The organism is Allobosea sp. Root483D1 (assembly GCF_001429505.1).
Lineage (GTDB): Bacteria > Pseudomonadota > Alphaproteobacteria > Rhizobiales > Beijerinckiaceae > Allobosea.
Map to the genome: position 1 here is coordinate 352 of NZ_LMJW01000017.1, position 22287 is coordinate 22638.

The 22287-nt window shown below is 65.8% G+C and carries 21 protein-coding genes; 13 read left to right on the top strand and 8 right to left on the bottom strand.

All coding sequences use genetic code 11. The features are described 5' to 3' along the window. The coding region (locus ASE66_RS14565; RefSeq protein WP_156412176.1) for a UvrD-helicase domain-containing protein at positions 1–573 on the bottom strand (573 nt) is incomplete at its 3' end. Between the two features lie 120 nt (positions 574–693). Between ASE66_RS14565 and ASE66_RS14570 the strand changes: the two genes are divergently transcribed. From ASE66_RS14570 to ASE66_RS14580, 3 genes are all read left to right on the top strand, one after another. Continuing rightward, positions 694–1503, top strand: coding sequence for an exodeoxyribonuclease III (locus ASE66_RS14570; RefSeq protein ID WP_057190417.1), 810 nt, complete (start codon positions 694–696; stop codon positions 1501–1503). A gap of 288 nt (positions 1504–1791) precedes the next feature. Continuing rightward, positions 1792–3024 (top strand): putative DNA modification/repair radical SAM protein, encoded by a 1233-nt coding sequence (locus tag ASE66_RS14575; RefSeq protein WP_057190556.1) that lies wholly within the window; start codon positions 1792–1794, stop codon positions 3022–3024. After that, positions 3024–4475 (top strand): UdgX family uracil-DNA binding protein, encoded by a 1452-nt coding sequence (locus ASE66_RS14580; protein ID WP_057190419.1) that lies wholly within the window; start codon positions 3024–3026, stop codon positions 4473–4475. Before ASE66_RS14575 ends, ASE66_RS14580 begins: the two co-directional genes overlap by 1 nt. Positions 4476–4655: 180 nt before the next feature. Here ASE66_RS14580 and ASE66_RS14585 read toward each other — a convergent pair whose 3' ends face one another. Further along, entirely contained in the window at positions 4656–6719 is a 2064-nt protein-coding gene (locus tag ASE66_RS14585; protein ID WP_274532956.1) for a catalase, read from the bottom strand. Positions 6720–7001: 282 nt separating this feature from the next. Then, positions 7002–7718, bottom strand: a complete 717-nt coding sequence (locus ASE66_RS14590) for an FCD domain-containing protein (protein ID WP_057190557.1) — start codon at positions 7716–7718, stop codon at positions 7002–7004. A gap of 147 nt (positions 7719–7865) precedes the next feature. Here ASE66_RS14590 and ASE66_RS14595 point away from each other — a divergent pair, with 147 nt between their 5' ends. The 10 genes from ASE66_RS14595 (at position 7866) to ASE66_RS14640 (ending at position 17108) form a co-directional block, all read left to right on the top strand. Continuing rightward, the gene (locus ASE66_RS14595; protein ID WP_057190422.1) at positions 7866–8990 is read left to right on the top strand and encodes a cupin domain-containing protein; all 1125 of its coding nucleotides are present in this window, start codon (positions 7866–7868) and stop codon (positions 8988–8990) included. Between the two features lie 12 nt (positions 8991–9002). After that, complete coding sequence (locus ASE66_RS14600) at positions 9003–9914, top strand: fumarylacetoacetate hydrolase family protein (RefSeq protein WP_057190424.1); 912 nt, start codon at positions 9003–9005, stop codon at positions 9912–9914. Positions 9915–9975: 61 nt separating this feature from the next. After that, positions 9976–11172: an ABC transporter substrate-binding protein gene (locus tag ASE66_RS14605; RefSeq protein ID WP_156412166.1), complete on the top strand. Its 1197-nt coding sequence runs from the start codon at positions 9976–9978 to the stop codon at positions 11170–11172. A 62-nt stretch (positions 11173–11234) separates the two neighbouring features. After that, a complete protein-coding gene (locus ASE66_RS14610; RefSeq protein ID WP_200964600.1) occupies positions 11235–12149 on the top strand; it encodes a branched-chain amino acid ABC transporter permease in 915 nt (304 codons plus the stop codon). Between the two features lie 8 nt (positions 12150–12157). Further along, on the top strand, positions 12158–13129 hold the full coding sequence (locus ASE66_RS14615) for a branched-chain amino acid ABC transporter permease (protein ID WP_320409769.1): 972 nt from the start codon (positions 12158–12160) through the stop codon (positions 13127–13129). Then, positions 13122–13898, top strand: coding sequence for an ABC transporter ATP-binding protein (locus ASE66_RS14620; RefSeq protein ID WP_057190428.1), 777 nt, complete (start codon positions 13122–13124; stop codon positions 13896–13898). Before ASE66_RS14615 ends, ASE66_RS14620 begins: the two co-directional genes overlap by 8 nt. Next, positions 13892–14587 carry an ABC transporter ATP-binding protein gene (locus ASE66_RS14625; protein ID WP_057190429.1) on the top strand — a complete coding sequence of 232 codons (696 nt, stop codon included), beginning with the start codon at positions 13892–13894 and terminating at the stop codon, positions 14585–14587. The genes ASE66_RS14620 and ASE66_RS14625 overlap by 7 nt, the downstream gene beginning before the upstream one ends. A 10-nt stretch (positions 14588–14597) precedes the next feature. Continuing rightward, positions 14598–15491, top strand: coding sequence for an alpha/beta hydrolase (locus ASE66_RS14630; protein ID WP_057190431.1), 894 nt, complete (start codon positions 14598–14600; stop codon positions 15489–15491). A gap of 46 nt (positions 15492–15537) precedes the next feature. Beyond that, complete coding sequence (locus ASE66_RS14635) at positions 15538–16506, top strand: carbon-nitrogen hydrolase family protein (protein ID WP_057190433.1); 969 nt, start codon at positions 15538–15540, stop codon at positions 16504–16506. Continuing rightward, positions 16503–17108, top strand: coding sequence for a flavin reductase family protein (locus tag ASE66_RS14640; protein WP_057190435.1), 606 nt, complete (start codon positions 16503–16505; stop codon positions 17106–17108). The genes ASE66_RS14635 and ASE66_RS14640 overlap by 4 nt, the downstream gene beginning before the upstream one ends. A 502-nt stretch (positions 17109–17610) precedes the next feature. On the opposite strand, the gene ASE66_RS14645 is transcribed toward ASE66_RS14640, so the two are convergent. From ASE66_RS14645 to ASE66_RS14665, 5 genes are read right to left on the bottom strand one after another with little or no spacing between them, the layout of a single operon-like run. After that, on the bottom strand, positions 17611–18522 hold the full coding sequence (locus tag ASE66_RS14645) for a hydroxymethylglutaryl-CoA lyase (RefSeq protein ID WP_057190560.1): 912 nt from the start codon (positions 18520–18522) through the stop codon (positions 17611–17613). 1 nt (position 18523) lies between these two features. Then, entirely contained in the window at positions 18524–19771 is a 1248-nt protein-coding gene (locus tag ASE66_RS14650) for a CaiB/BaiF CoA transferase family protein (protein ID WP_057190437.1), read from the bottom strand. A 39-nt stretch (positions 19772–19810) separates the two neighbouring features. Further along, complete coding sequence (locus ASE66_RS14655) at positions 19811–20503, bottom strand: cysteine hydrolase family protein (protein ID WP_057190439.1); 693 nt, start codon at positions 20501–20503, stop codon at positions 19811–19813. Positions 20504–20518: 15 nt separating this feature from the next. Continuing rightward, positions 20519–21778 carry a TRAP transporter large permease gene (locus ASE66_RS14660; RefSeq protein WP_057190442.1) on the bottom strand — a complete coding sequence of 420 codons (1260 nt, stop codon included), beginning with the start codon at positions 21776–21778 and terminating at the stop codon, positions 20519–20521. Next, positions 21775–22284, bottom strand: coding sequence for a TRAP transporter small permease (locus ASE66_RS14665; protein ID WP_057190444.1), 510 nt, complete (start codon positions 22282–22284; stop codon positions 21775–21777). The genes ASE66_RS14660 and ASE66_RS14665 overlap by 4 nt, the downstream gene beginning before the upstream one ends. Positions 22285–22287 lie beyond the last annotated feature (3 nt).

Genomic DNA, 22287 nt, shown 5'->3' on the forward strand with positions numbered 1-22287 from the left:
TTTCAGCTCCTCCGCCCAGGCGATGCACCAGGGATAGGACAGCCGCAGCACCGCCTCGATCGGCTGCTCGGCGTTGACGCAGCGCGAATAGATCGACAGGCACGTTCCCTTGGTCGGAAAGCGCGCCTCGGTCTTCGAGAAGCCGAGCTCGTGCCGGACGAGGTTCATCAGGTCGGCGGCGTCCTCGCGATCATGGATGGTGAAGGCGGGGTCGAGCCCGATCTGCTCGGCAAGATCTCGCAGCAACCGCGCGCCGACGCCATGGAAGGTGCCAGCCCAGTTGAGCGCATCGACCGCGACGCCGGCGCCATCGCCCATTACTTTGCGGGCGATGCGCTCGACGCGGCGGATCATCTCCGAGGCGGCACGGCGCGAGAAGGTCATCAGCAGGATACGCCGCGGGTCGGCGCCGCAGACCAGCAGATGGGCGACGCGGTGCGCCAGCGTATTGGTCTTGCCCGACCCGGCACCCGCGATGATCAGCACGGGTGGGGCAGGGTCCGCACCACCGCCATGCGATACGGCCCGTCGCTGCGCCGGGTTGAGGCTGTCGAGATAAACGTGCGCGTTCATGCGTGATTCGTTCCGTGCTCACGAACAAGAACATACCATGACCGCTAGGGACCACATCGAATGACAACAGCACCACCGCGGGCGAGCGGAACAGCCGCCGCCCGAGGTAGTTCTGCCGCCATGGCTAAGAGAAATCCGTACCGGGAACAGCGGCTCGTCATTGCGACCTACAACGTCAACAATGTCCGGCGCCGCCTCGACAATCTCCTGAATTGGCTTGCCCATGCCGGGCCTGACATCGTCTGCCTGCAGGAGTTGAAGTGCCGGGACGATCAATTTCCCGAAGACGCCATCAACAAGGCCGGTTATCAGGCAGTCTGGCACGGGGAGAAGACTTGGAACGGAGTCGCTATCCTCTCCAGGAACGCAACGCCGATCTTGATCCGCGACGAACTGCCTGGGGATCCGTCAGATCGCCAAAGCCGCTATATCGAAGCCGCGGTGCGGGGCATCGTGATTGGTTGCCTCTATCTCCCCAACGGCAATCCGCAGCCTGGGCCGCGCTTCGATTACAAGCTCACCTGGTTCAAACGCCTGACGCGTCACGCGGCGACGCTCAAGGCTGCAGGCGTTCCGGTCGCTCTGGTGGGCGACTACAATGTCGCGCCAACCGAGCTCGACATCTACCCGACCCGATCATGGGATGATGATGCGCTGATCCAACCCGAGAGCCGTGCGGCTTTCGCCAAGCTCTTGAAACAAGGCTGGATCGACGCGTTGCGCGAAGCCCATCCTGCCGAACAGCTCTACACCTTCTGGGACTACAAGCGACAGCGCTGGCCGCGCAATGCGGGTCTTCGTCTCGACCACATTCTGCTTTCCCCTGATCTGGCTCAGCGGTTGATCGATGCTGGTGTCGATCGGGAGGAGCGGGGGCGCGAAGGTGCTAGCGACCACGCCCCGGCTTGGGCGCTCCTTGCCGCGGATTGACGTAAACATTTGCAGATATGTGCGGTGGGGGCCGAGCGGACTGCGCCCGAATCGCCCCGGGATTTCGCTTGGTCAAACTGCTCGCCATCGACACCGCGATCGCCCTTTCACACGGCAACTCAACAGCCATACAGGCCGTCAATTCGTTGGCTTCTCTCTGATCCAGTTGCCGCTTGAGAGGCAAACTGCTCATCGAGCAGGTGCGACGATCATGCAACCTGGAACCTCTGGCGGCTCCGCGGCGTTCGGTTCAAGATAGAACATACCATGAACATGGAGGCGCGCCTGGTGCAACTCACCACGCTTCAGAAGCTGGAGATCCTCAGCGACGCGGCGAAGTATGACGCCTCCTGCGCTTCCTCCGGCACGACCAAACGCAACTCGCTCGCCGGCAAAGGCATCGGCTCGACCACCGGCTCGGGCATCTGCCATTCCTATGCGCCGGACGGGCGCTGCATTTCGCTGCTCAAGATCCTGCTGACCAATTTCTGCACCTACGACTGCGTCTTCTGCATCAATCGCAGTTCGAGCAATGTCCAACGAGCGCGCTTCTCGGTCGAGGAGGTCGTCGCGCTGACGCTGAACTTCTACAAGCGCAACTATATCGAGGGCCTGTTCCTCTCCTCCGGCATCATCCGCTCGCCGGATTACACGATGGGCGAGCTGGTTCGCGTCGCCGAGAGCTTGCGCCTCGATCACGATTTCCGCGGCTACATCCATCTCAAGCTGATTCCGAGCGCGAGCCAGGACTTGATCGACCGCGCGGCGCTGTTCGCCGACCGGGTCTCGATCAACGTGGAACTGCCGAGCGAGACCTCGCTCAAACGCTTCGCGCCGGAAAAGCAGCCGCTCGATATCCGCAGTGCCATGGGCGGTCTCAAGTTGAAGATCGACGAGGCCGCTGCCGAGCGCGAGCGCTCGAAGCGGGCGCCGGCCTTCTCGCCGGCTGGGCAGAGCACGCAGATGATCGTCGGTGCCGATGAGGCGAGCGACGCGACCATCCTGCAGCGCAGCGCCCATCTCTACGGCGCCTATGGCCTGCGCCGGGTCTACTATTCCGCCTTCAGCCCCATTCCCGACTCCTCGAAGCAATTGCCTTTGTCGGAGCCGCCCCTGATGCGCGAGCACCGACTCTACCAGGCCGATTGGCTGACGCGCTTCTACGGCTTCGAGGTCGACGAGATTCTCGATGCGGCGCCGGGCGGCATGCTTGACCTTGCCGTCGATCCCAAGCTTGCCTGGGCCCTGCGCCATCGCGGGCGCTTCCCGGTCGACGTCAACCGCGCCGATCGCGAGATGCTGCTGCGGGTGCCGGGGCTTGGTACCCGCAGCGTCGATCGCATCCTTGCCATGCGGCGGTTCCGGAGCCTGAGGCTGGAGGATGTCGGGCGGCTGGTGCGCTCGCTGCGCGTGCTCAGGCAGTTCATCGTCACCACGGACTGGCGGCCGGGGGCCGCGCTAGACGGCGAGAGGCTGAAGGCGCAACTGGCGCCAAAGCCGCAGCAACTGGCGCTGCTCTGATGTTCGTCGCGCGCCTTTCCCATCCCACCGATTTCGAGGGCTGGCGCGGCTTTGCCCGGCGCTTCGCCCAAGCCCTGGTCGCGCCGTCGGCGATCGACTGGCGCGTCGGCGATGGCGATTCCGGCCTCTTCGGCGAAGATGTCGTCGCGGGCGGCGAGGGCAAGGCCTTGAGCGTGCCGCGTGCCTTCATCGCATTGGCGCAAGAGGTGATCTGCCATAGCGACCCCGCGCGCTTCGACCTGCTCTATCGCCTGCTCTGGCGGTTGCAGGAAGAGCGGGAATTGCTCCAGATCGCCTTCGATTATGACGTCCATCGCGCCGAGGCGCTGGCACGCTCGGTCCGGCGCGACATGCACAAGATGACCGCCTTCGTGCGCTTCCGCGAGGTCGATGACGGCGAGGGCGGCGAGGCCTTCGTCGCCTGGTTCGAGCCCGAGCATCATATCCTGGAGAAGATTGCGCCCTTCTTCGTCGAGCGCTTCACGACGATGCGCTGGACGATCCTGACACCGCGGGGGACGCTGCTCTGGAACGGCCGCGAACTCAGGCTCGGCGAGGCGGCGACGCGGGCGCAGGCGCCAACCAGCGACACGATGGAGGAGTGGTGGCGGACCTATTACGCCAGCATCTTCAACCCGGCCCGGTTGAAGCCGAAGGCGATGAAGGCGGAGATGCCGGTGAAATACTGGCGGAATCTGCCCGAGGCCGAGCTGATTTCTCCCTTGATCGCCGATGCGGCACGGCGAACGCAGGAGATGATCATGAGCGCTCCGACCTCACCGCAGAAGCGACGCACCGCAGCGGCCGCGCCCGAACCGGCTGCTGCCGATCTCTCGGCAATCGAGAGCTGGGAGGAAGCCGCGGCCGCCGCGCGCTCCTGCCGGCGCTGCGACCTCTGGTGCGATGCGACGCAGACGGTCTTCGGCGAGGGGCCGCGCAGCGCGCCGGTCGTCTTCGTCGGCGAGCAGCCCGGCGATCAGGAGGACCTTGCCGGCAAGCCCTTTATCGGCCCGGCCGGCAAGGTCTTCGACCGCGCCATGGCCGATGCGGGGCTTGATCGCGGCCGTGCCTATGTCACCAATGCGGTGAAGCACTTCAAATTCCAGTTGCGCGGCAAAAGGCGCATCCACGAGAAGCCGAATGCCGGCGAGGTCAAGGCCTGCCGCTTCTGGCTCGATATCGAGCTCGGTTTCGTCAAGCCGCAACTGGTGGTGGCGCTGGGCGCGACCGCGCTCAAGGCGCTGACCGGCCATGCCGGCTCGCTGACGGCGGCACGCGGACGCGAGCTCACTCTGCCGGATGGGACGCCGTTGCTGGCGACCGTCCACCCATCCTATCTGCTGCGCCTGCCGGACGAGAATGGGAAGGAGGCGGAGACCAAGCGTTTCATCGCCGACCTGAAGCATGTCGGTAGCCTTGTGCCGGGCTTACGCCTGCCCAAGGCGGCTTGATCGGGATTGGCGTCTTTTCCAGCTGCGGCCGCGTCCGTGCTCCCACTACCAGCCGTGTCCCATCAAACTTTGCTAAACGGCTTGTTTCGTCCTGCGCCGGCCCGCACGCAGACGCCGAAGGGGCGGCGAGGCGCTTTCAGCAACTCATCGCTGCTTACGGTGCCTCGCAGCCTCGTAGTCTCAGGCCAACATCCGGACATTTGGCTCACGCGCCCATTGCCGCGTTCGTGCCGGAGCCAGGAACGTTTCGGCCGACTTGCCGAGCGCAACGACACCGTCATCGACCTCGACACCGGCCTTGTCGAGCAAGGGCTTGGCCGCGGCACTGTAACCGATCCCCTTGAGATGGCCGAAGGCGTCCTTGGCAAAATCGACGGCGGCGCCCTCTTTCATCAGCATTTGGCAGCCCGCGTCCGAGAGGATGATCGCGACGGCGTCGAAGATCACCGACGGTGAGCCTGCCAACTGCCCGTCGGCCTTCAGCATCTTGCCGTCGTTCAGCTTCACGCCACCGATTTTTGGCGCGACAATCTTCACCGTCCCTCCTTCGCCTTCGACCGCTGCCTTCACGGCAGCGACCATGGCTCCGTCCGCGCCGTCAGAGACGAGGATGCCGACCGATCGGCCCTCCAGCGTCTGCGGGTATTTGCCGACGATGCGTAGCGCCGGAGAAGGCTCCATGTCGATCGCTGCCACGGCTGCAGTCGACGCCTTCGGCAAAGCCATGGCGAGGCCATCTGCCACACGCTGGGCCAGCGTCTCGTCGACATTGACGAGGTTGGCCATCACGCGGGTGCGGACATGCTCGAGCGTGACTTTCGACAGCTCGAAGACGAGTGCACTTGCCATATGCGCCTGCTCGATCTCGCTTTGCGAGCGGAAGAACAGGCGCGCATGGCTGTAATGATCCGCGAAGCTCTCCGCGCGCAGACGGACCTTGTGCTCTTCGACCGGAATTGCGGCCGTGCGGAATCCGCCGACCGGATCCTCGCGGGGACCACCGGCCTCGCCCGCGTCGGTGAGGCTGTTGGGTTCGTAATTGGCCCGGCCCGTGAAGACCTGTGTCTGCATCTGGCCGTCGCGCTGCAGGTTCTGGAAGGGGCAGCCCTTGGCGCTGTTGATGGGTAGCTGGTGGAAGTTGACGGTTCCGAGGCGCGAGAGCTGGGTGTCCTGATAGGAGAACAGGCGCCCCTGCAGCAGAGGGTCCTCCGAGACATCGATGCCCGGCGGCATGTTGGTCGGCAGGAAGGCGGCCTGCTCGGTCTCGGCAAAAAAATTGTCCGGATTGCGATTCAGCACCATGCGGCCGACGACCCGGATCGGAACTAGCTCTTCGGGGATGACCTTGGTCGCATCGAGGATGTCGAAGGGTAATGCGTCTGCCTCGTCCTGGCTCAGCAGCTGCACGCCGAATTCCCATTCCGGGAAATCGCCCTTGGCAATGGCTTCGTGGAGGTCGCGGCGATGATAGTCAGGATCGGCGCCGGCGATCTTCACCGCCTCGTCCCAGCAGGTCGACTGCGTGCCGAGCTTGGGGCGCCAATGAAACTTGACGAAGGTCGGCTCATCCTTGTCGTTGAGCAGGCGGAAAGTGTTGACGCCGAACCCCTCGATCATTCGCAGCGAGCGCGGGATGGTGCGGTCGGACATCGCCCACATGATCATATGGGTCGATTCCGGCATGAGCCCGATGAAATCCCAGAAGGTGTCGTGGGCGGTCGCTGCCTGGGGATAGCCGCGATCGGCTTCCATCTTCACCGCGTGGACCAGGTCCGGGAACTTGATCGCGTCCTGGATGAAGAACACCGGGATGTTGTTGCCGACGAGATCCCAGTTGCCTTCCTTGGTATAAAACTTGACCGCAAATCCGCGCACATCCCGGGGCGTGTCGACTGAGCCCGCGCCACCGGCGACGGTCGAGAACCGCGTGAACACTTCGGTCTTGGCCCCCACCTCGGTCAGCACTTTGGCGCGGGTGAATTCGCTCAGCGACTCCGTCAGTTCGAAGAAGCCGTGTGCTGCCGAACCGCGCGCATGAACGATGCGCTCGGGGATGCGCTCATGGTCGAAGTGCTGGATTTTTTCGCGCAGAACGAAATCTTCGAGCAGCGTCGGTCCGCGGCCGCCCGCCTTCAGCGAGTTCTGGTTGTCGCTGACAGGTACGCCATGATTGGTCGTGATGCGGGCCTCCGGCGCGGATGCCGTCTGATGCAGCTCTCCGCCATTGCCGGAGCTGGCTTTCATAGGAGCGGTGTCGTCGCGCGGGGTACGGGCCATGGGTTTGTCTTTCGTTCGGGGTGCTGAGGCTTTTAGGCGAACGAACTGGAATGGCTCTAAGTTCCGGCACGAGAGTGTGAATTCGAGACAGAGTCGTGCGCGTGCCGCTGCTGGTCGACGTGCCCGTAATCTGTTCGACGCGAGCAGGATTCGCCCCCCTATTCGAAGCAGAGCAGCTGTTGCGCTAGCATATCGCGCCCGTCGCAGAGCGAGCGGGCTTGGCAGCGCTTGGGCCCGTCCCGACGCAGGTCAGCCGGATCGAGGCGACATCTGCGCCTCGATCAGTTCGGCCGTCCTCCGGTAATGCGCGGCCAGAAGAGCCTCGGCCTTGTCGGATTCTCTCGCAAGCGTCGCGTCCATAATCTGCCGATGTTCGAATGCGACGTCGCGCGGGCCCGTCGGCATCTTTCCCGCGAGCGCTGGCAAGCGATAGCGCTGGGTCTCGACATGGAGCTGGTCGGACAGGTTGATCAGCCGGCGCGAGCCGCATTTGGCGATGAGCGCGCTGTGGAACTCCTGATGGCGGATTTCGAGCGCTGAAAGCTCGTCGACGCTGAGCTCACGGCCAAGCGGAGCGAGGCGGCGCACCTGCAGGTCGAGGGCGTGGAAGGCCGCGACGATGCCGGCCTCCCAGTCATCGTCGCCACGATCGATCGAGCGTTTCAGAGCCTCGCATTCGATCAGCGTTCTTGTCTCGGTCACATCCCACATCTCCTCGATCGAGACGGGCGCGACTGAAAACCCGCGCAGCGCTGCCGCGAGGACGAGCCTTTCGGTCTGCAGGCGGTTCAAGGCCTCGCGCAGGGGCGAGAAACTCAGGCCGTAGCGCTGGCGCAGGAATTCGAGCCTTAGCGGCTGGCCGGGCTCGAAGACGCCCGCGACGATGTCGCTCCGCAGCCGCCGATAGGCAGTTTCGGCCGCCGTGAACGACGCCTCGGGGGACGCCGTCTCGTCGTGGCTGGCCATGGCTGCCGCATTCCGCTTCGCGCGCACGTTCGATTCCAATCCTCGGTTCCGGGGCAACCCTACACGAATGCAGAACTAACGCAAAAACATCTTTCTTTCGAAAATCCTGCGTGATAACTAAAATCCATCGAATGAGAGGAGGCCGCAATGTCAGCTCCGAAGCAAAACCATCGCGAGGACGTCGCCGGGCGTGCGAACGTCGAGGATACGCCAGAGCTGCTGGCCTATTACGAGGAGCTGGAGGCGCTCGAAGCGGGCGCGCTCTGGACCGTGGCCAACAAGATCGAGCCCTGGGCGCCGAAATCGGCCTCCGTCCCCGTGCTCTGGCGCTATCGCGACCTGCGCGAGCATGTCCTGCGCTCGGTCGAGCTGGTGACGCCCGAAAAGGCCGGTCGCCGCGTGATCTACCTGAACAATCCCGGTCGCCGGGATGTCTCCGCCGCGGTGGGCTGGCTCTATTCCGGCCTGCAGGTCATGCATCCCGGCGAGACGGCGTCCGCTCACGCCCACAGTGCTTCGGCGCTGCGCTTCATCATGGAGGGCTCGGGCGCCTACACGATCGTCGACGGCCACAAGATGACGCTCGGAGCCAACGACTTCGTGCTGACGCCGAACGGCACCTGGCACGAGCATGGCGTCTCGTCGGATGGCTCGACCTGCATCTGGCAGGACGGTCTCGACATCCCGCTGGTCAACACGCTGGAAGCAAATTTCTACGCGGTCCATTCCGACCTGCGCCAGGCGGTCGGCTATCCCGTCGACGACATGACAGGGGCCTGGGGCAATCCCGGCCTGCGACCGGCCGGCCATGACTGGGGCAAGCCCTACTCGCCGCTGCTGAAATACGAATGGGCGCCGACCTACGAGGCGCTGACGCGCTTTTCCAAGGTGACGGACGGATCAAGCTTCGACGGCGTGCTGATGAACTACGTCAATCCGGTCACCGGCGGACCGGTGATGCAGACCATCGGCGCCTCGATGCAGATGCTGCGTCCGGGCGAGAAGACCAAGGCGCATCGCCACACCGGCAGCTTCATCTACCAGGTCGCCAAGGGCAGCGGTCACTCGGTGATCGATGGCAAGCGCTTCGATTGGCAGGAGCGCGACATCTTCTGCGTGCCGTCATGGGCCTGGCACGAACACGCCAACGCCTCGGACAGCGACGATGCCTGCCTCTTCGCCTTCAACGACATGCCGGTGATGAACTCGCTCGGGCTCTACCGCGAGGAAGCGTTTGGCGACAATGGCGGCCACCAGCCGCTCGCACTCTGAGGGCTGCCGATCATGCGTCTCGTAACCTATCGCAGCACGATCGAAGCTGCAGCGCGCCTCGGCGTCATCGAGGGTGACCTCGTCATCGACGTCGCCACGCTCGGCGCCGGCGCCGGGCTTGCCCTGCCCTCTGCGATGCTCGATCTGATCGATCTCGGCCCGGCCGGGCAGGCATCGCTGAGCGCGCTGCTCGACCAGTGTCGTGGGCGCTGGCCCGCTCATTCGGCCTTTCCGCTCGTCAATGTCAGGCTGCTCGCGCCGATCCCGCGTCCGCGGAAGAACATTTTCGGCATCGGCCTCAATTATGTCGAGCATGTCGCGGAATCGGCCGCCACGCTCGACACGCCGAAGGACTTGCCAAAGCAGCCCGTGATCTTCTCGAAGCCGCCGACCAGCGTCATCGGCCCCGGCGAGGCGATCGAGCATAACGCCAGGATCACGCAGCAGCTCGACTGGGAGGTCGAGCTCGCGGTGGTCATGGGCCGGACCGCGCGCCGCGTCACGGAGGCCGAGGCGATGGGCTTCGTCTTCGGTTACAGCGTGATGATCGACGTCAGCGCCCGCGACAACCGCCGGGCCGGCCAGTGGATCTACTCGAAGGGCCAGGACACCTACGCGCCCTTCGGCCCCTGCATCGTCACGGCCGACGAGATCACCGAGCCGCATGCGCTCGACCTCTGGCTGACCGTCAACGGGCAGACCAAGCAGCGCTCCAACACCCGCCACATGCTGTTCAAGATCCCGACCCTGATCGCCGACATCAGCGCCGCGATCACGCTTGAGGCCGGCGACATCATCGCCACCGGCACGCCGGACGGGGTCGGGGCTGGCCGGACGCCGCAGGAGTGGCTCTGGCCGGGCGACGTGGTCGAAGCCGGCGTCGACGGCATCGGGGAGATCCGCCACCCGGTCGTGGCGGCCTGACATCCAGGGATCAACGACAAAGGGCGACGGCAACGGCCGCGCCGAAACGGAGGGGAATTCGATGAACAGGTCAGCATTCACACGCCGGATGATCGTCGCGAGCCTCGCATCGGCAGCGGCGCTGCCGATGACGCAGCAGGCCTTCGCCCAGACCGGGGCTAGCGCTCCGGTCACGATCGGCTTCATCACCACGCTATCGACGCCAGCCGGCTATATCGGCGAGGACATCCGCGCTGGCTTCCAGCTCGCCTTGACCGACGGCAAGCTCGGTGGCGTACCGGTCAACCTCGCGGTCGAAGACGACGCGCTGAAGCCGGCGAACGCCAAGCAGGCCGCCGACCGGCTGATCCAATCCGGCGTCAAGCTATTCACCGGCGTGAACTTCTCGAACGTGCTCGCTGCCGTGGTTCCCGGTGTCCTGGAATCGGGCGGCTATTATGTCAGCCTCAATCCCGGCCCCTCCTCCTTCGCCGGCGAGCGCTGCCACCGGAACTATTTCGTCGCCTCCTACCAGAACGACGCCTTCCACGAGGCGGCCGGTCTCTCAGCCAACCGGCTCGGCTACAAGCGCGTCGCGCTTTTGGCGCCGAACTACCAGGCCGGCCGCGATGCGCTGGAGGGCTTCAAGCGCACCTTCAAGGGCGAGATCACCGGCGAGATCTACACCAAGCTCGACCAGACCGACTTCTCGGTCGAGCTCGCGCGCGTCCGCTCGCTCGCACCGGAAGCGATCTACCAGTTCCACCCCGGCGGCGCCGGCATCAATTTCGCCAAGCAATATGCCAATGCCGGCCTGGGCAAGAGCATTCCCATGCTGATCCCGGCCTTCTCGATGGATGCGCATATGGTCGGCGCGACCGGCGATGCCGCAGACGGCATCTACGCCTCCGCGCTCTGGACGCCCGAGGCCACCAGCCCAGCCTCCAAGGCCTTCGTCGAGGCCTTCCGCAAGGCCTATTCGCGGACACCGACCATGTATGCCCAGCAGGCCTATGATACGGCCAACCTGATCGGCAGCGCCCTCAAGGCGGTGAACGGCGACATCGGCAAGCAGGACGAGTTCCGCAAGGCGCTGCTGGCGGCGCAATTCACCGCGGTGCGCGGCAAGTTCTCATTCGGGCCCAACCAGCACCCGGTGCAGGACTACTACCTGACGAAGTTCGAGAAGCGTCCGTCCGGCGAAATCGTGCAGACGATCGTCCGCAAGATCGCCGAGGACTACGGCGACGCTTACGCTGCCCAGTGCAAGCTCAACTGAGCCCTGAAAAATCGACCGGCACGTTTGACGCCTGATTCACCGCGCAACAAGGGCGTGTGGAGATGATCCTTTTTATCGAGCAGGCGCTCAATGGCCTGCAATACGGATCGATGCTGTTTCTTCTGGCATCGGGATTGACGCTGATCTTCGGCATCATGGGGGTGATCAATCTCACCCATGGCGCCTTCTACATGGTCGGCGCCTATTGCGCGGCGTTCGCGGTCCTCTCCACCGGCTCCTTCCTGGTCGGCATCGCCGCCGCCTTGATCGGTGCCGGGCTCTATGCGGTGCTTGTCGAGGTCGCGGTGGTGCAATGGCTGTATCGCCGCGACCATCTCTACCAGGTGCTGGCGACACTCGGCCTGATCCTGTTCACCAACGAAGCGGTGAGCATGATCTTCGGGCGCCGTCCGCCGCTGATGGACATCCCGCCCTTGCTGCAGGGTTCGGTTCCGCTGCTTCCGGGCCTTGATTACCCGCTGATGCGCATCGCCCTCATCGTGACCGGGGGGCTGGTCGCGATCGGCCTGTGGGCACTGGTCAACCACACCCGCGTCGGCATGCTGATCCGGGCCGGCGCCGACGACCGCGAGATGGTCGATGCGCTGGGCGTCGACATCCGCCGGCTCTATACGCTGGTCTTCGGCCTGGGCGGCGCGCTGTGCGGGCTGGCCGGGGTCATGGCGGCACCGCTGCTGGCCATCGAGATCGGCATGGGCGAGCGGGTGCTGATCACCACCTTCGTCGTCATCGTCGTCGGTGGCGTCGGTTCGGTTCGCGGCGCGCTGGTCGGGGCGCTGCTCGTCGGCATGGTCGACAGCCTGGGACGAGCCTACATCCCGCAGCTCCTGCTCTTGTCGCTGCCCGCCACGACCGCCGACACGCTCGGCGCCGGGCTGGTGTCGGCCAGCATCTACCTGCTGATGGCGATCGTCCTGCTCGTCCGGCCGAACGGCCTGCTGCCGGCCAGGGGATGAGCGCGATGATGACCTCCCGTCTCCGCCTGGCCGTTGTCGCCGGCGGACTCTTCCTCCTGCTGGCGGCGCCCTTTCTCGCGCAACCGACCGGCTCGGCCGGGCTGCTCGGCCTCGCCAACCGCATTGCCATCTACGCCATCGCCGCCGTCAGCCTCGACCTCATCCTGGGCTATGGCGCGCTGGTCAGCTTCGGGCACGCCATGTTCTTCGGGCTCGGCGGCTACGCCGTCGGCATCGTCGCCTTCCACACCGGCTCGGGCGAGCCGCTCCTCGGCTGGTCGGGCTCGAATGCGGCGCTGATCGTCTGGCCGCTGGCGCTGGTGGCCTGCGCGCTTTTGGCCGCCATCGTCGGGACGCTCTCGCTGAAGACCAGCGGCGTCCAGTTCATCATGATCACGCTGGCCTTCGCACAGATGGTCTTCTTCGTGCTGGTCTCGCTGCAGAGCTATGGCGGCGATGACGGCCTGCTGCTCGACCGGCGCAACACGCTGCCCTTCATCGATCTCTCGCGGCCGACGACCTTCTACTATGTCTGCATCGCGCTGCTGATCGGCTGGACGGCCTTCTGCGCCAGGATCGTGAACTCGCGCTTCGGCCTCGTCCTCCAGGCGCTGCGGCAAAGCGAGCGACGCTCGATCAACCTCGGCGTCGATCCGTTCCCGTTCCGGCTAACCGCCTTCGTCATCTCCGCAATCGGGACCGGCCTCGCCGGCGTACTCTGGGCCAATTACGCCCGCTTCGTCTCGCCCGACATGGCCGCATGGAGCAAGTCGGGCGAGTTCATCGCCATCGTCGTGCTCGGCGGGCTCGGCACGCTGCTCGGCCCGATTGCCGGAGCCGCCGTCTTCATCGCGCTCGAACAGATCCTCTCGATCTGGACCGAGCACTGGATGATCGTGATGGGACCGATCCTGACGCTGGTGGCGCTGTTCGGTCGCCGAGGCCTCGCCGGGCGCCTGTTCGGAGAGCGCAATGGCTGAATGGTCCGCTCAGCAGCAGGCGCCCATCCTGGCGATCGACGGCCTGCGCAAGGCCTTCGGAGCCCTGGTCGCGACCGACGACGTCACGCTCGATATTCGCGCCGGCGAACTCCACGCGCTGATCGGCCCGAACGGCGCCGGAAAATCGACGCTGATCACCCAGATCTGCGGGGAATTGAAGCCGGATGCCGGGCGCATCCTGTTCGACGGGCGCGACGTCACGCGGTTGCGTCCCCATCTGCGCTCGCGGCTCGGGCTCGGGCGGACCTTTCAGATCACCCAGCTCTGCCCGGACTTCAGCGCGATCGAGAACGTGCTGCTGTCGATCGAGACCCGCGGCGGCGGCTCGTTCGACATGGTCTCGAACCCGCGCGGCAATGCCGGCGCCATCGCCAGCGCGCGGGAACGGCTCGCCGAAGTCGGCCTCGGCGATCTCGCCGCCAGGCGGGCGGAAACGCTCGCCCATGGCCAGCGCCGGCAGCTCGAGATCGCGGTTGCGCTCGCACGCGAGCCGAGGCTGCTCCTGCTCGACGAGCCGATGGCCGGGCTCGGGCCGGAGGAAACGGCGGCGATGACCCGGCTGCTCGACGGGCTGAAGCGGCGCTACGCCATCCTTCTGGTCGAGCACGACATGGCCGCCGTGTTCGCGCTGGCCGACCGCGTCAGCGTGCTGGTCTATGGGCGCCTCATCTTCACCGGCACGGTGGCGGAGGTGCGCAGCGACCCGCAAGTCCGCGCCGCCTATCTCGGGGGAGAGCCGGCATGCTGAGCGTACGCGACCTCGCGGCCGGCTACGGTCATGCCCGGGTCCTGTTCGGATTATCGTTCGAGGCCCGTGCCGGCGAGGTCGTCTCGCTGATCGGCCGCAACGGCATGGGCAAGACGACCACCATCCGCGCCATCATGGGGCTGACGCGGCCCACCGCCGGCGAGATCGCCTTCGACGGCCTGCCTCTGGCCGGGTTGGCGCCGAACGCCATCGCCCGCCTCGGCATCGGGCTCGTGCCGGAAGGGCGGCGGGTGTTCCCTTCGCTGACGGTGGAGGAGAATCTCATCGCCACCGCCCGCGGCGGCAGCGCCGGGCACTGGACCCTGCCGCGCGTCATCGACCTGTTCCCGCGCCTCGGCGAGCGCCGCCGCCAGTCGGCGAGGACCTTGTCGGGCGGGGAGCAGCAGATGCTGGCGGTCGGCCGGGCGCTGATGACCAATCCGCGCCTGCTCATTCTCGACGAGGCGACCGAAGGGCTCGCGCCACTGATCCGCGCCGAGATCTGGCGCTGCCTGCAGATGCTCAAGCAGGCCGGGCAAACCATCGTCGTCGTCGACAAGAACCTGGCGGAGATGGCGTCGCTGGTCGACCGCCACCACGTCGTCGAGAAGGGGCGGATCGTCTGGGCCGGTACGCCCACCGCACTGCACGACGATCCCGATCTTGCCAGCCGCTATCTCGGTCTGTGAGGACACCGCCATGGCACAAACCGCCAGCGAACTAGTCTATCGCGGCTTCGACCGCGCTACGCTCGACCGCGAGTACAATGCCCGCGAAAGCGTCGCCTCCTTCGACGCGGAATATGCCAAATACGTCTCCGTCAGCGCAGAGGTGCAGAAGCACGAGCGCATCGCCGACATCGTCTATGACGAGACCAGCGGCGAGACGCTCGATCTCTACCCGGCCGAGCCGGGCGCACCGCTCTTCCTCTGGGTCCATGGCGGCTACTGGCGGGCGAGCTCGAAGGATGACAACGCTTTCGTCGTGCCGGGCCCGAAGGCGCATGGCTTTGCCGTCGCGGTAATGAACTACACGCTGGCGCCGCAGGTCTCACTCGACGAGATCATCAGACAGACGCGCACCGCTGTCGCCTTCCTTCATGCCCGCCGCGCGCAATACGGAACCGGCGGTCTTGCCGTCGGCGGCTCCTCGGCCGGCGGCCATCTCGTCGGGATGCTGCTGGCTGGCGGCTGGCAGGCCGATTTCGGGCTGCCGGGCGATGCGATCACAGTCGGTATGGCTTTGTCGGGGTTGCACGACATCGAACCGCTGCGCTCCACCCATGTCGATGCCTGGCTCGGGCTGGATGATGCCGCCATCGCCCGCAACAGCCCGATCCGGCACATCCCCCAAAGCTCGCGTACCCGGCTGCTGACCTCGGTCGGCGGACTGGAAACCAGCGAATTCCGGCGCCAGACCGCCGACTATGCCGCGGCCTGGATGGCAGCGGGGCACGACGGCGAGGTGATCGCCATGCCGCAGCACAACCATTTCGACATCGCGCTCGACCTGGCCCGGCCCGATGGCGTGCTGGCGCCAGCGCTCGCAACGGCGATGGGCAAGTCGGCCAGACATTCTAAAAACCGCCCGTAGCTAACCTGCTCACCCCTGCCCTTTCACTCCAACGAGGCGATCGGCGATGTCCCGACTTCCCTTCAAGGCTGCGGTCGCGCAGGCGGCCTCCATACCGGGCGATCCGCTCGCCTCAGCCCGCAAGGCGGCCGATCTCATCGCGGAAGCCGCGGTGGCCGGGGCGCGGCTCCTGGTCTTCCCGGAGGCCTTTCTCGGCAGCTATCCCAAGGGCAACTCCTTCGGCGCGCCGGTCGGCATGCGCAAGCCGGAAGGCCGCAAGGCGTATCAGGCCTATTGGGAGCAATCGATCGCGCTCGATGGCGCCGAGGTCGAGGTCGTCGCGGAAGCGACGGCCCGGACGGGGCTCTTCGTCGTCATCGGCTGCATCAAGCGCGAGTTCGGCACGCTCTATTGCACGGTCCTGTTCTTCGACGGCGAGCGCGGCCTGGTCGGCAAACACCGCAAGCTGATGCCGACGGCGGGCGAGCGCCTGATCTGGGGCTTCGGCGACGGCTCGACCATGCCGGTGTTCGAGACGCAGTTCGGGCGCGTCGGCGCGGTGATCTGCTGGGAGAACTACATGCCTATGCTGCGCATGCACATGTTCGCGCAGGGCATCGAGATCTACTGCGCCCCGACCGCCGACGATCGTGAGACCTGGCTGCCATCGATGCGCCATATCGCGCTGGAGGGACGCTGCTTCGTCCTGACGGCCTGCCAGTACATCACCCGCGCCTCCCACCTGGACGATGACGAATGCGCGCTCGGCCATGACCCGGCGACGATCCTCATGCGCGGCGGCAGCGCGATCATCGATCCACTCGGGGCGGTGCTGGCCGGGCCGGACTTCGATGGCGAGACCGTTCTCTACGCAGAGATCGATCCCGGCGCGATCATCCGCGGCAAGTTCGATTTCGACGTCGCCGGCCACTACGCCAGGCCCGACGTGTTCCAGCTCGCGGTCGACGATCGGCCCAAGCAGGCTGTGTCGCTCGTCAGCCTGAGCTCCGGCCGAAGGACTGAGGCCCGGGCATGATCTTCGATATGGGCGCACTGCCGCCGCAGGACCGCTACAAGATCATGACGGCGACGATCGTGCCGCGGCCGATCGCCTGGATCACCACGCTATCGCGCAACGGCGTCGTCAACGCCGCCCCGTTCAGCTTCTTCAACATGATGGGCAACGACCCGCCGACCGTCGCCATCGGCATCATGCCGAAGGCCGGCCTGCTCAAGGACACCGCCGCAAACATCCTCGAAACCGGGGAGTTCGTGGTCAACCTTGTGGCGGAAGCCGACGCTTCGGCGATGAACCTGACCTGCATCGATGCGCCGCCGGAGGTCGACGAACTGGCGCTGGCCGAGCTTGAGGGTGCGGCGTCACGTTTCGTCGCTCCGCCGCGCATCAGGACAGCGCGCGTCGCGTTCGAATGCCAGGCGCTCACCTCGCTCGTCACCGGACCGCTGCAGACCATCGTGATCGGCCGCGTCCTGTGCGCCCATGTCGAGGACCGCTTCGTGCTGGATGCGGAACGCTGCCACATCGACACGGTGGCGCTCGAGCTGGTGGCTCGCATGCACGGCGGCGGCGCCTATCTCCGGAGCTCAGACTTGTTTCACCTGGAGCGGCCGAGTTAGGCCGAGCGGCGAGCGCAGGCACCGCGAGAGGAGAGCGCCGCTGCGACCTGAGCCGGCCCGTGCTGCGACCTCTCTATAATGCTGTGCTGAATCAGGACCCCAAATCGCTTCCCATGACGGGGCGATCCGAAGGGGCGCTGCTACCCCGCATATGTTCGCGCGAGCGGCGGCGGTATTCGACAGCACGCGCGGTTCTCCGTTACGCCAACCTCAACCGGCTCGTCTCACCGCCCGAAACCGGACCTCGCTAAAGTCGGCTTGGGCCAAGACACGACCTTAGCCCGCGGCCCGAACGCGAACTTCAAAGCGCCGCATGAGCAAGATCGGAGCTCGCCGATTACAGACTTTGGCAACGTCCGGTTGCAAGCAGCTCGAGCGCTGGTGTGAGCGGGCGAAGCTGGCGTGAAGGCGGGCTGAAGCGTCAGTTTCGTGGCGAGGTCCCCACGCTAGGTGGAACTTTGCCGGGACCGGCCAAATTGGCCGTTCGGGTAAGCATTGCGAATTAGCCGAACCAGCCGGCCTTGCCCAGCGAGCCGGGAACGGCATGGCCCAGCAACTCCGCGAGCCAGGGATCGAGCGCTGCGAGTGCACGCCCGTCAATGCCTGAAGCGACACCCATGCCGTCGAGCAGGTAGACGAGATCCTCGGTCGCGATGTTTCCGGTCGCGCGCGGCGCAAACGGGCATCCGCCGATGCCGCCGCAACTGGAATCCAGGATGCTGGCGCCGGCGCCGATCGCGGCAACGGCATTGGCGATGCCGGTGTTGCGGGTGTCGTGGAAATGCGCGCGAAGCGGCAGCTCGCCTAACAGGGCATGTGCGACAGCGAACAGATCGCCCACCTGCCCGGGTGTCCCGACCCCGATCGTGTCGGCGAGGCCGATCTCGTCGGCGCCGATCTCGGCGATCCTGGCGACGATTTCGATGACCGCCGCTTCCGCGACCCGTCCTTCGAACGGGCATCCGAACGCCGCTGCCACGAGGACGTTCCGGCGCCGGTCGGCAGCCCGCGCCAATGGCTCGATCTGACGCCAGCCGTCGAGGGCAGCGGCAATGCCGCGCCCCTGATTGCGCATGCTGAAGGTCTCGCTCGCCACGACGACATAGGTCAGCTCGTGGCAGCCGGAAGCGATCGCTCGCTCGGCGCCACGCGCGTTGAGCACGAGACCTGAGAAGCTGACCCCCTCATGGCGGTCCTTGAGGGCGGCCATGATCGCCTCGGCGTCGGCCATCTGCGGCACGCGCGTTGGGTTGACGAAGCTCGTCGCCTCGATCCGGCGTGCGCCCGCGTCGACCAGCCGGGCGATGAGGGCGAGCTTGTCGGTGGTGGACACCGGCCGCGCTTCGTTCTGCAGCCCGTCGCGCGGCGAGACTTCGACGATCGCGACTCGCGCCGGCAGCTTGCCGTATGTCATCTCAGGCCACGCGCGCGAGCGCTGCACCGATGACGCCGCTCTCGCGCAGTGCCGCCAGCCGTCCCTCGTCCAGGCCGAGCAGATCCCCGAAGACCTCGGCATTGTGCTGGCCGAGTTCGGGACCGACATCGCGGACCTCTCCCGGCGTCGCCGAGAGCTTGGGCGCGACGTTCTGCATGCGCAGCTTGCCGAGCCGCGGATGGAGCACGTCAACGATGGCCTTGCGGGCCTGGAAATGCGCGTCGGCCAGCATTTCAGGAGCGCGGTAGATGTCGCCACGCGGGACGCCTGCCGCGTCGAGCTTCTCGCCGAGTTCCTCACGCCCGAGGCCGCCCGTCCATTCGGCGATCAGCGCATCGAGTTCGGCCTGCCGCTCGCCCCGCGCCGTATGGGTGGCGAAGCGTGCGTCGGTGCCCAGTTCCGGACGGCCCATCGCCTCGGTCAGGCGGCGGAAGACACCGTCCTGATTGGCGGCGATGAGGACAAAGATGCCGTCCTTGGTCGGGTAGACGTTCGAGGGCGCGACAAAGGGCAGGATCGCACCCGTCCGCTCGCGGACATAACCGGTCTGGTCGTATTCGGTGACGAGGCTCTCCATCACCGCCAGCACCGCTTCGTAGATCGCGCTGTCGACGACCTGACCGCGGCCGAGCCGGTCGCGGGCATGCAGGGCCATCAGCCCGCCAATGCAGGCGAAGGTCGCCGCCAGCGTATCGCCAATCGAGATGCCCATCCGGCTCGGCGGAGCCAAGGGATCGCCCACGACATAGCGCAGACCGCCCATCGCTTCGCCGATCGAGCCATAGCCGGCCTTGCCGGCATAGGGGCCGGTCTGCCCGTAGCCGGAAACGCGGATCATGATCAGCCTGGGGTTGATCTTGGCGAGCTCCTCATAGCCGAGCCCCCATTTCTCCATCGTGCCGGGCCGAAAATTCTCGATCAGGATGTCCGATCTGGCCACGAGGTCCCGCACGATCTGCTGGCCCTCGGCGCCGCGCGCATTGAGCTCGATCGACTTCTTGTTGCGGGCGACGACCGGCCACCACAGCGATACGCCCTGGGGCTTCTCGCGGCCCCATTCGCGCATCGGATCGCCGATGCCAGGCTGCTCGATCTTGATCACCTCGGCCCCGAAATCGGCCATGAGCTGACCGCAGAACGGGCCGGCAAGAAGCTGCCCCATCTCGATCACCCGGATATCGGACAGCGGGCCCGATCGGCCGGTCGCTCTGGCGCTGGCATTGCTCATCATGGACTCCTGATTTCTTGCAACTGCGGATGCCGCGGCCTATTCGGCCGCGACACCGAGGGCGCGTCCGGCGCGCAGTTCGGCGATGACCTCGTCGGTCGCCGCGACCCGGCCCCAGAGCCGCGAAAAGCCTTTGAGTGTCGCGTTCTGCATCTCGTCGCTGCAGGTGCCGGTCGCATCGGAGACCATCACCACGCCAAAGCCGCGGTCGGAAGCCTCGCGGGCGGTCGTCTCGACGCAATTGTTGGTGGAGACGCCGGTGACGACGATCGTCTCGATGCCCAGGCCGCGCAGGGCGGATTCGATGCCCGAGGAAGCGAAGGCGCCCTGGGTGCGCTTGTTGATGACGAGTTCGCCCGGCAGCGGCTTGATCTCGTCGACGATCTCGTGCTCGCGGTTGCCGATTGTGTTCTTCGTCGCGGTGAAGAAGGCGCGGGTGCTCGGTGCCGCATCCGCATAGTCCGGCAGCTCGCAGCCGAGGGTTACGTAGATCACCCGGGCGCCGAGCCCGCGCCAGGCATCGAGCAGGCGCTTCGTGTTCGGGATCACGAGCTTCTCGATCCGGTCGAAGCGGTAGCTGGCCTCGTCGAGCTTGCCCTGGCTCGCCAGCAGGGCGCCGAGCCCGTGCTCGCGGCTGCCCGAGGCATATTGCAGGTCGACCGGGACCAGCGCGGTCGTACGGGGGTCGATGCCGACCTTGCGGGTGAAGGCTTCGATGTATTCGGGATGCATGGAGGTCCTCCGTTTTCAGCCGAGCAGGAAGAGCGCCGGCAGATAGGTGATGAGCAGGAGAGCGAGAGTCAGGATCAGGATGAAGGGCAGGACGCCGCGTACGACGGTCTCGAGCGGAGTGCGCGAGATGCTGCCGATGACGAACAGGTTCATCCCGACCGGCGGGGTGATCGAGGCGATCTCGATGTTGATGCAAAGGATGATCGCGAAATGGATCAGGTTGATATCGAGCAAGCGCAGGCTCGGCAGCAGCATCGGCATGATGACCGTGAGGATCGTGATGCCGTCGAGGAAGCAGCCAAGAATGAGCAGGATGATGTTGATGATCAGCAGGAACTGCCACGCTGAGAGGTTGAGTGCCTCGACGGCTCCGACGATCGCCTGGGGTATGCCTGCGAGGGTCGACAGCATGCCGATGAAGATCGCACCGGCGAGGATGATCAAGATCGTCGCCGTCATGCGCGCGCTGTCGACGAACAGAGCGGGAAGGTCGGCAAGGGACATGCTGCGGTAGATCAGGAGGCCGGCGACCAGGCCGTAGAGGGCCGAGACTGCGGCCGCCTCCGTCGGCGTGAAGATGCCGCCATAGATGCCGCCGAGCACGATCCCCGGCATGACCAGCGCCGGCAACGCCTTGACGCCGGTCTGCAGTATCTCGGTCGGAGAGAAGCGTTCGGCCCGGCTCCAGCCATTGCGAAGGCATAGCACGAAGGCGACGAGGCCGATCAGGAAGGCGAGGAAAATGCCGGGCACGATGCCGGCTGTGAAAAGTTCCGCCACCGAAACCTGGGCGATTGCTCCGTAGATGACGAAGACGATGCTGGGCGGGATCAGGATGCTGAGCGTGCCGCCCGCCGCCATGACGCCGGCCGAGAAGCTGCGCGGAAAGCCGAGCCGGTCGAGCTCGGGGATCGTGACGCGGCCAAGTGCCGCCGCCGCTGCGGCGGACGACCCGCTCATTGCACCGAAGATGGCTGATGCGAGCACTGCCCCGACCGCGGGGCCGCCGGTGATCGGGCGGGTCAGGGCCCGCATGAAGCCGTAGAGATAGGCCGCCAGATGCCCCTTCACCATGATGTTGCCGGCGAGCACGAAGAACGGGATCGCGAGCAGCACGAAACTGTCGAGATTGGCGAACTGCGATTGCGCGAGCTGGGTGAAGGAGGTCCCTTGGAAAATCGCCACCGCTCCGAGTCCCACGAGGCCGAGGGCAAAGGCGACGGGCACGCCTATCGCAAGCAGGATGAACAACGTGCAGACGATGAACAGCGTCATTGGGCACCAACGGTTTCGGGCTGAGCGCCAAGCGGCATCGGTCGGTCGCGGCTCGCGCGAACGGCCCTTGCGAGGAAGCGCAGGGTCATGATGGCGAAGCCGACCGGCACCACTGCCTGGAAGACGTAGATCGGGATCACCAGCGAGCTGTCGGCCGAGGAGAGGCCGAGCGCGGCACTGCCTTCGACCCAGCGGTAGCCGAAATAGCCGACCACGCCGGTGAAGAGCGCGCAGAGCAGGGAGACCAGCACTTCCAGAGCCCGCCGCAACGGGGCGGGCAACAGATCGATCAGCAGCTCGACGCGGATGTGATCATCGGTGCGGACGGCAGCAGCCGCACCGAAATAGGTCGAGACGATGATGAGGTAGCGCGAGAGCTCCTCGGACCAAAGGTGGGAGGTGTTGAAAAGCGACCGTCCGCCCATCTCGAAACAGACGACGGCGAAGCAGGCGAACAGCGCCAGTCCCGCGAGCCATTCGTCCAACCTGTTGAACCAGCGCAACATGGC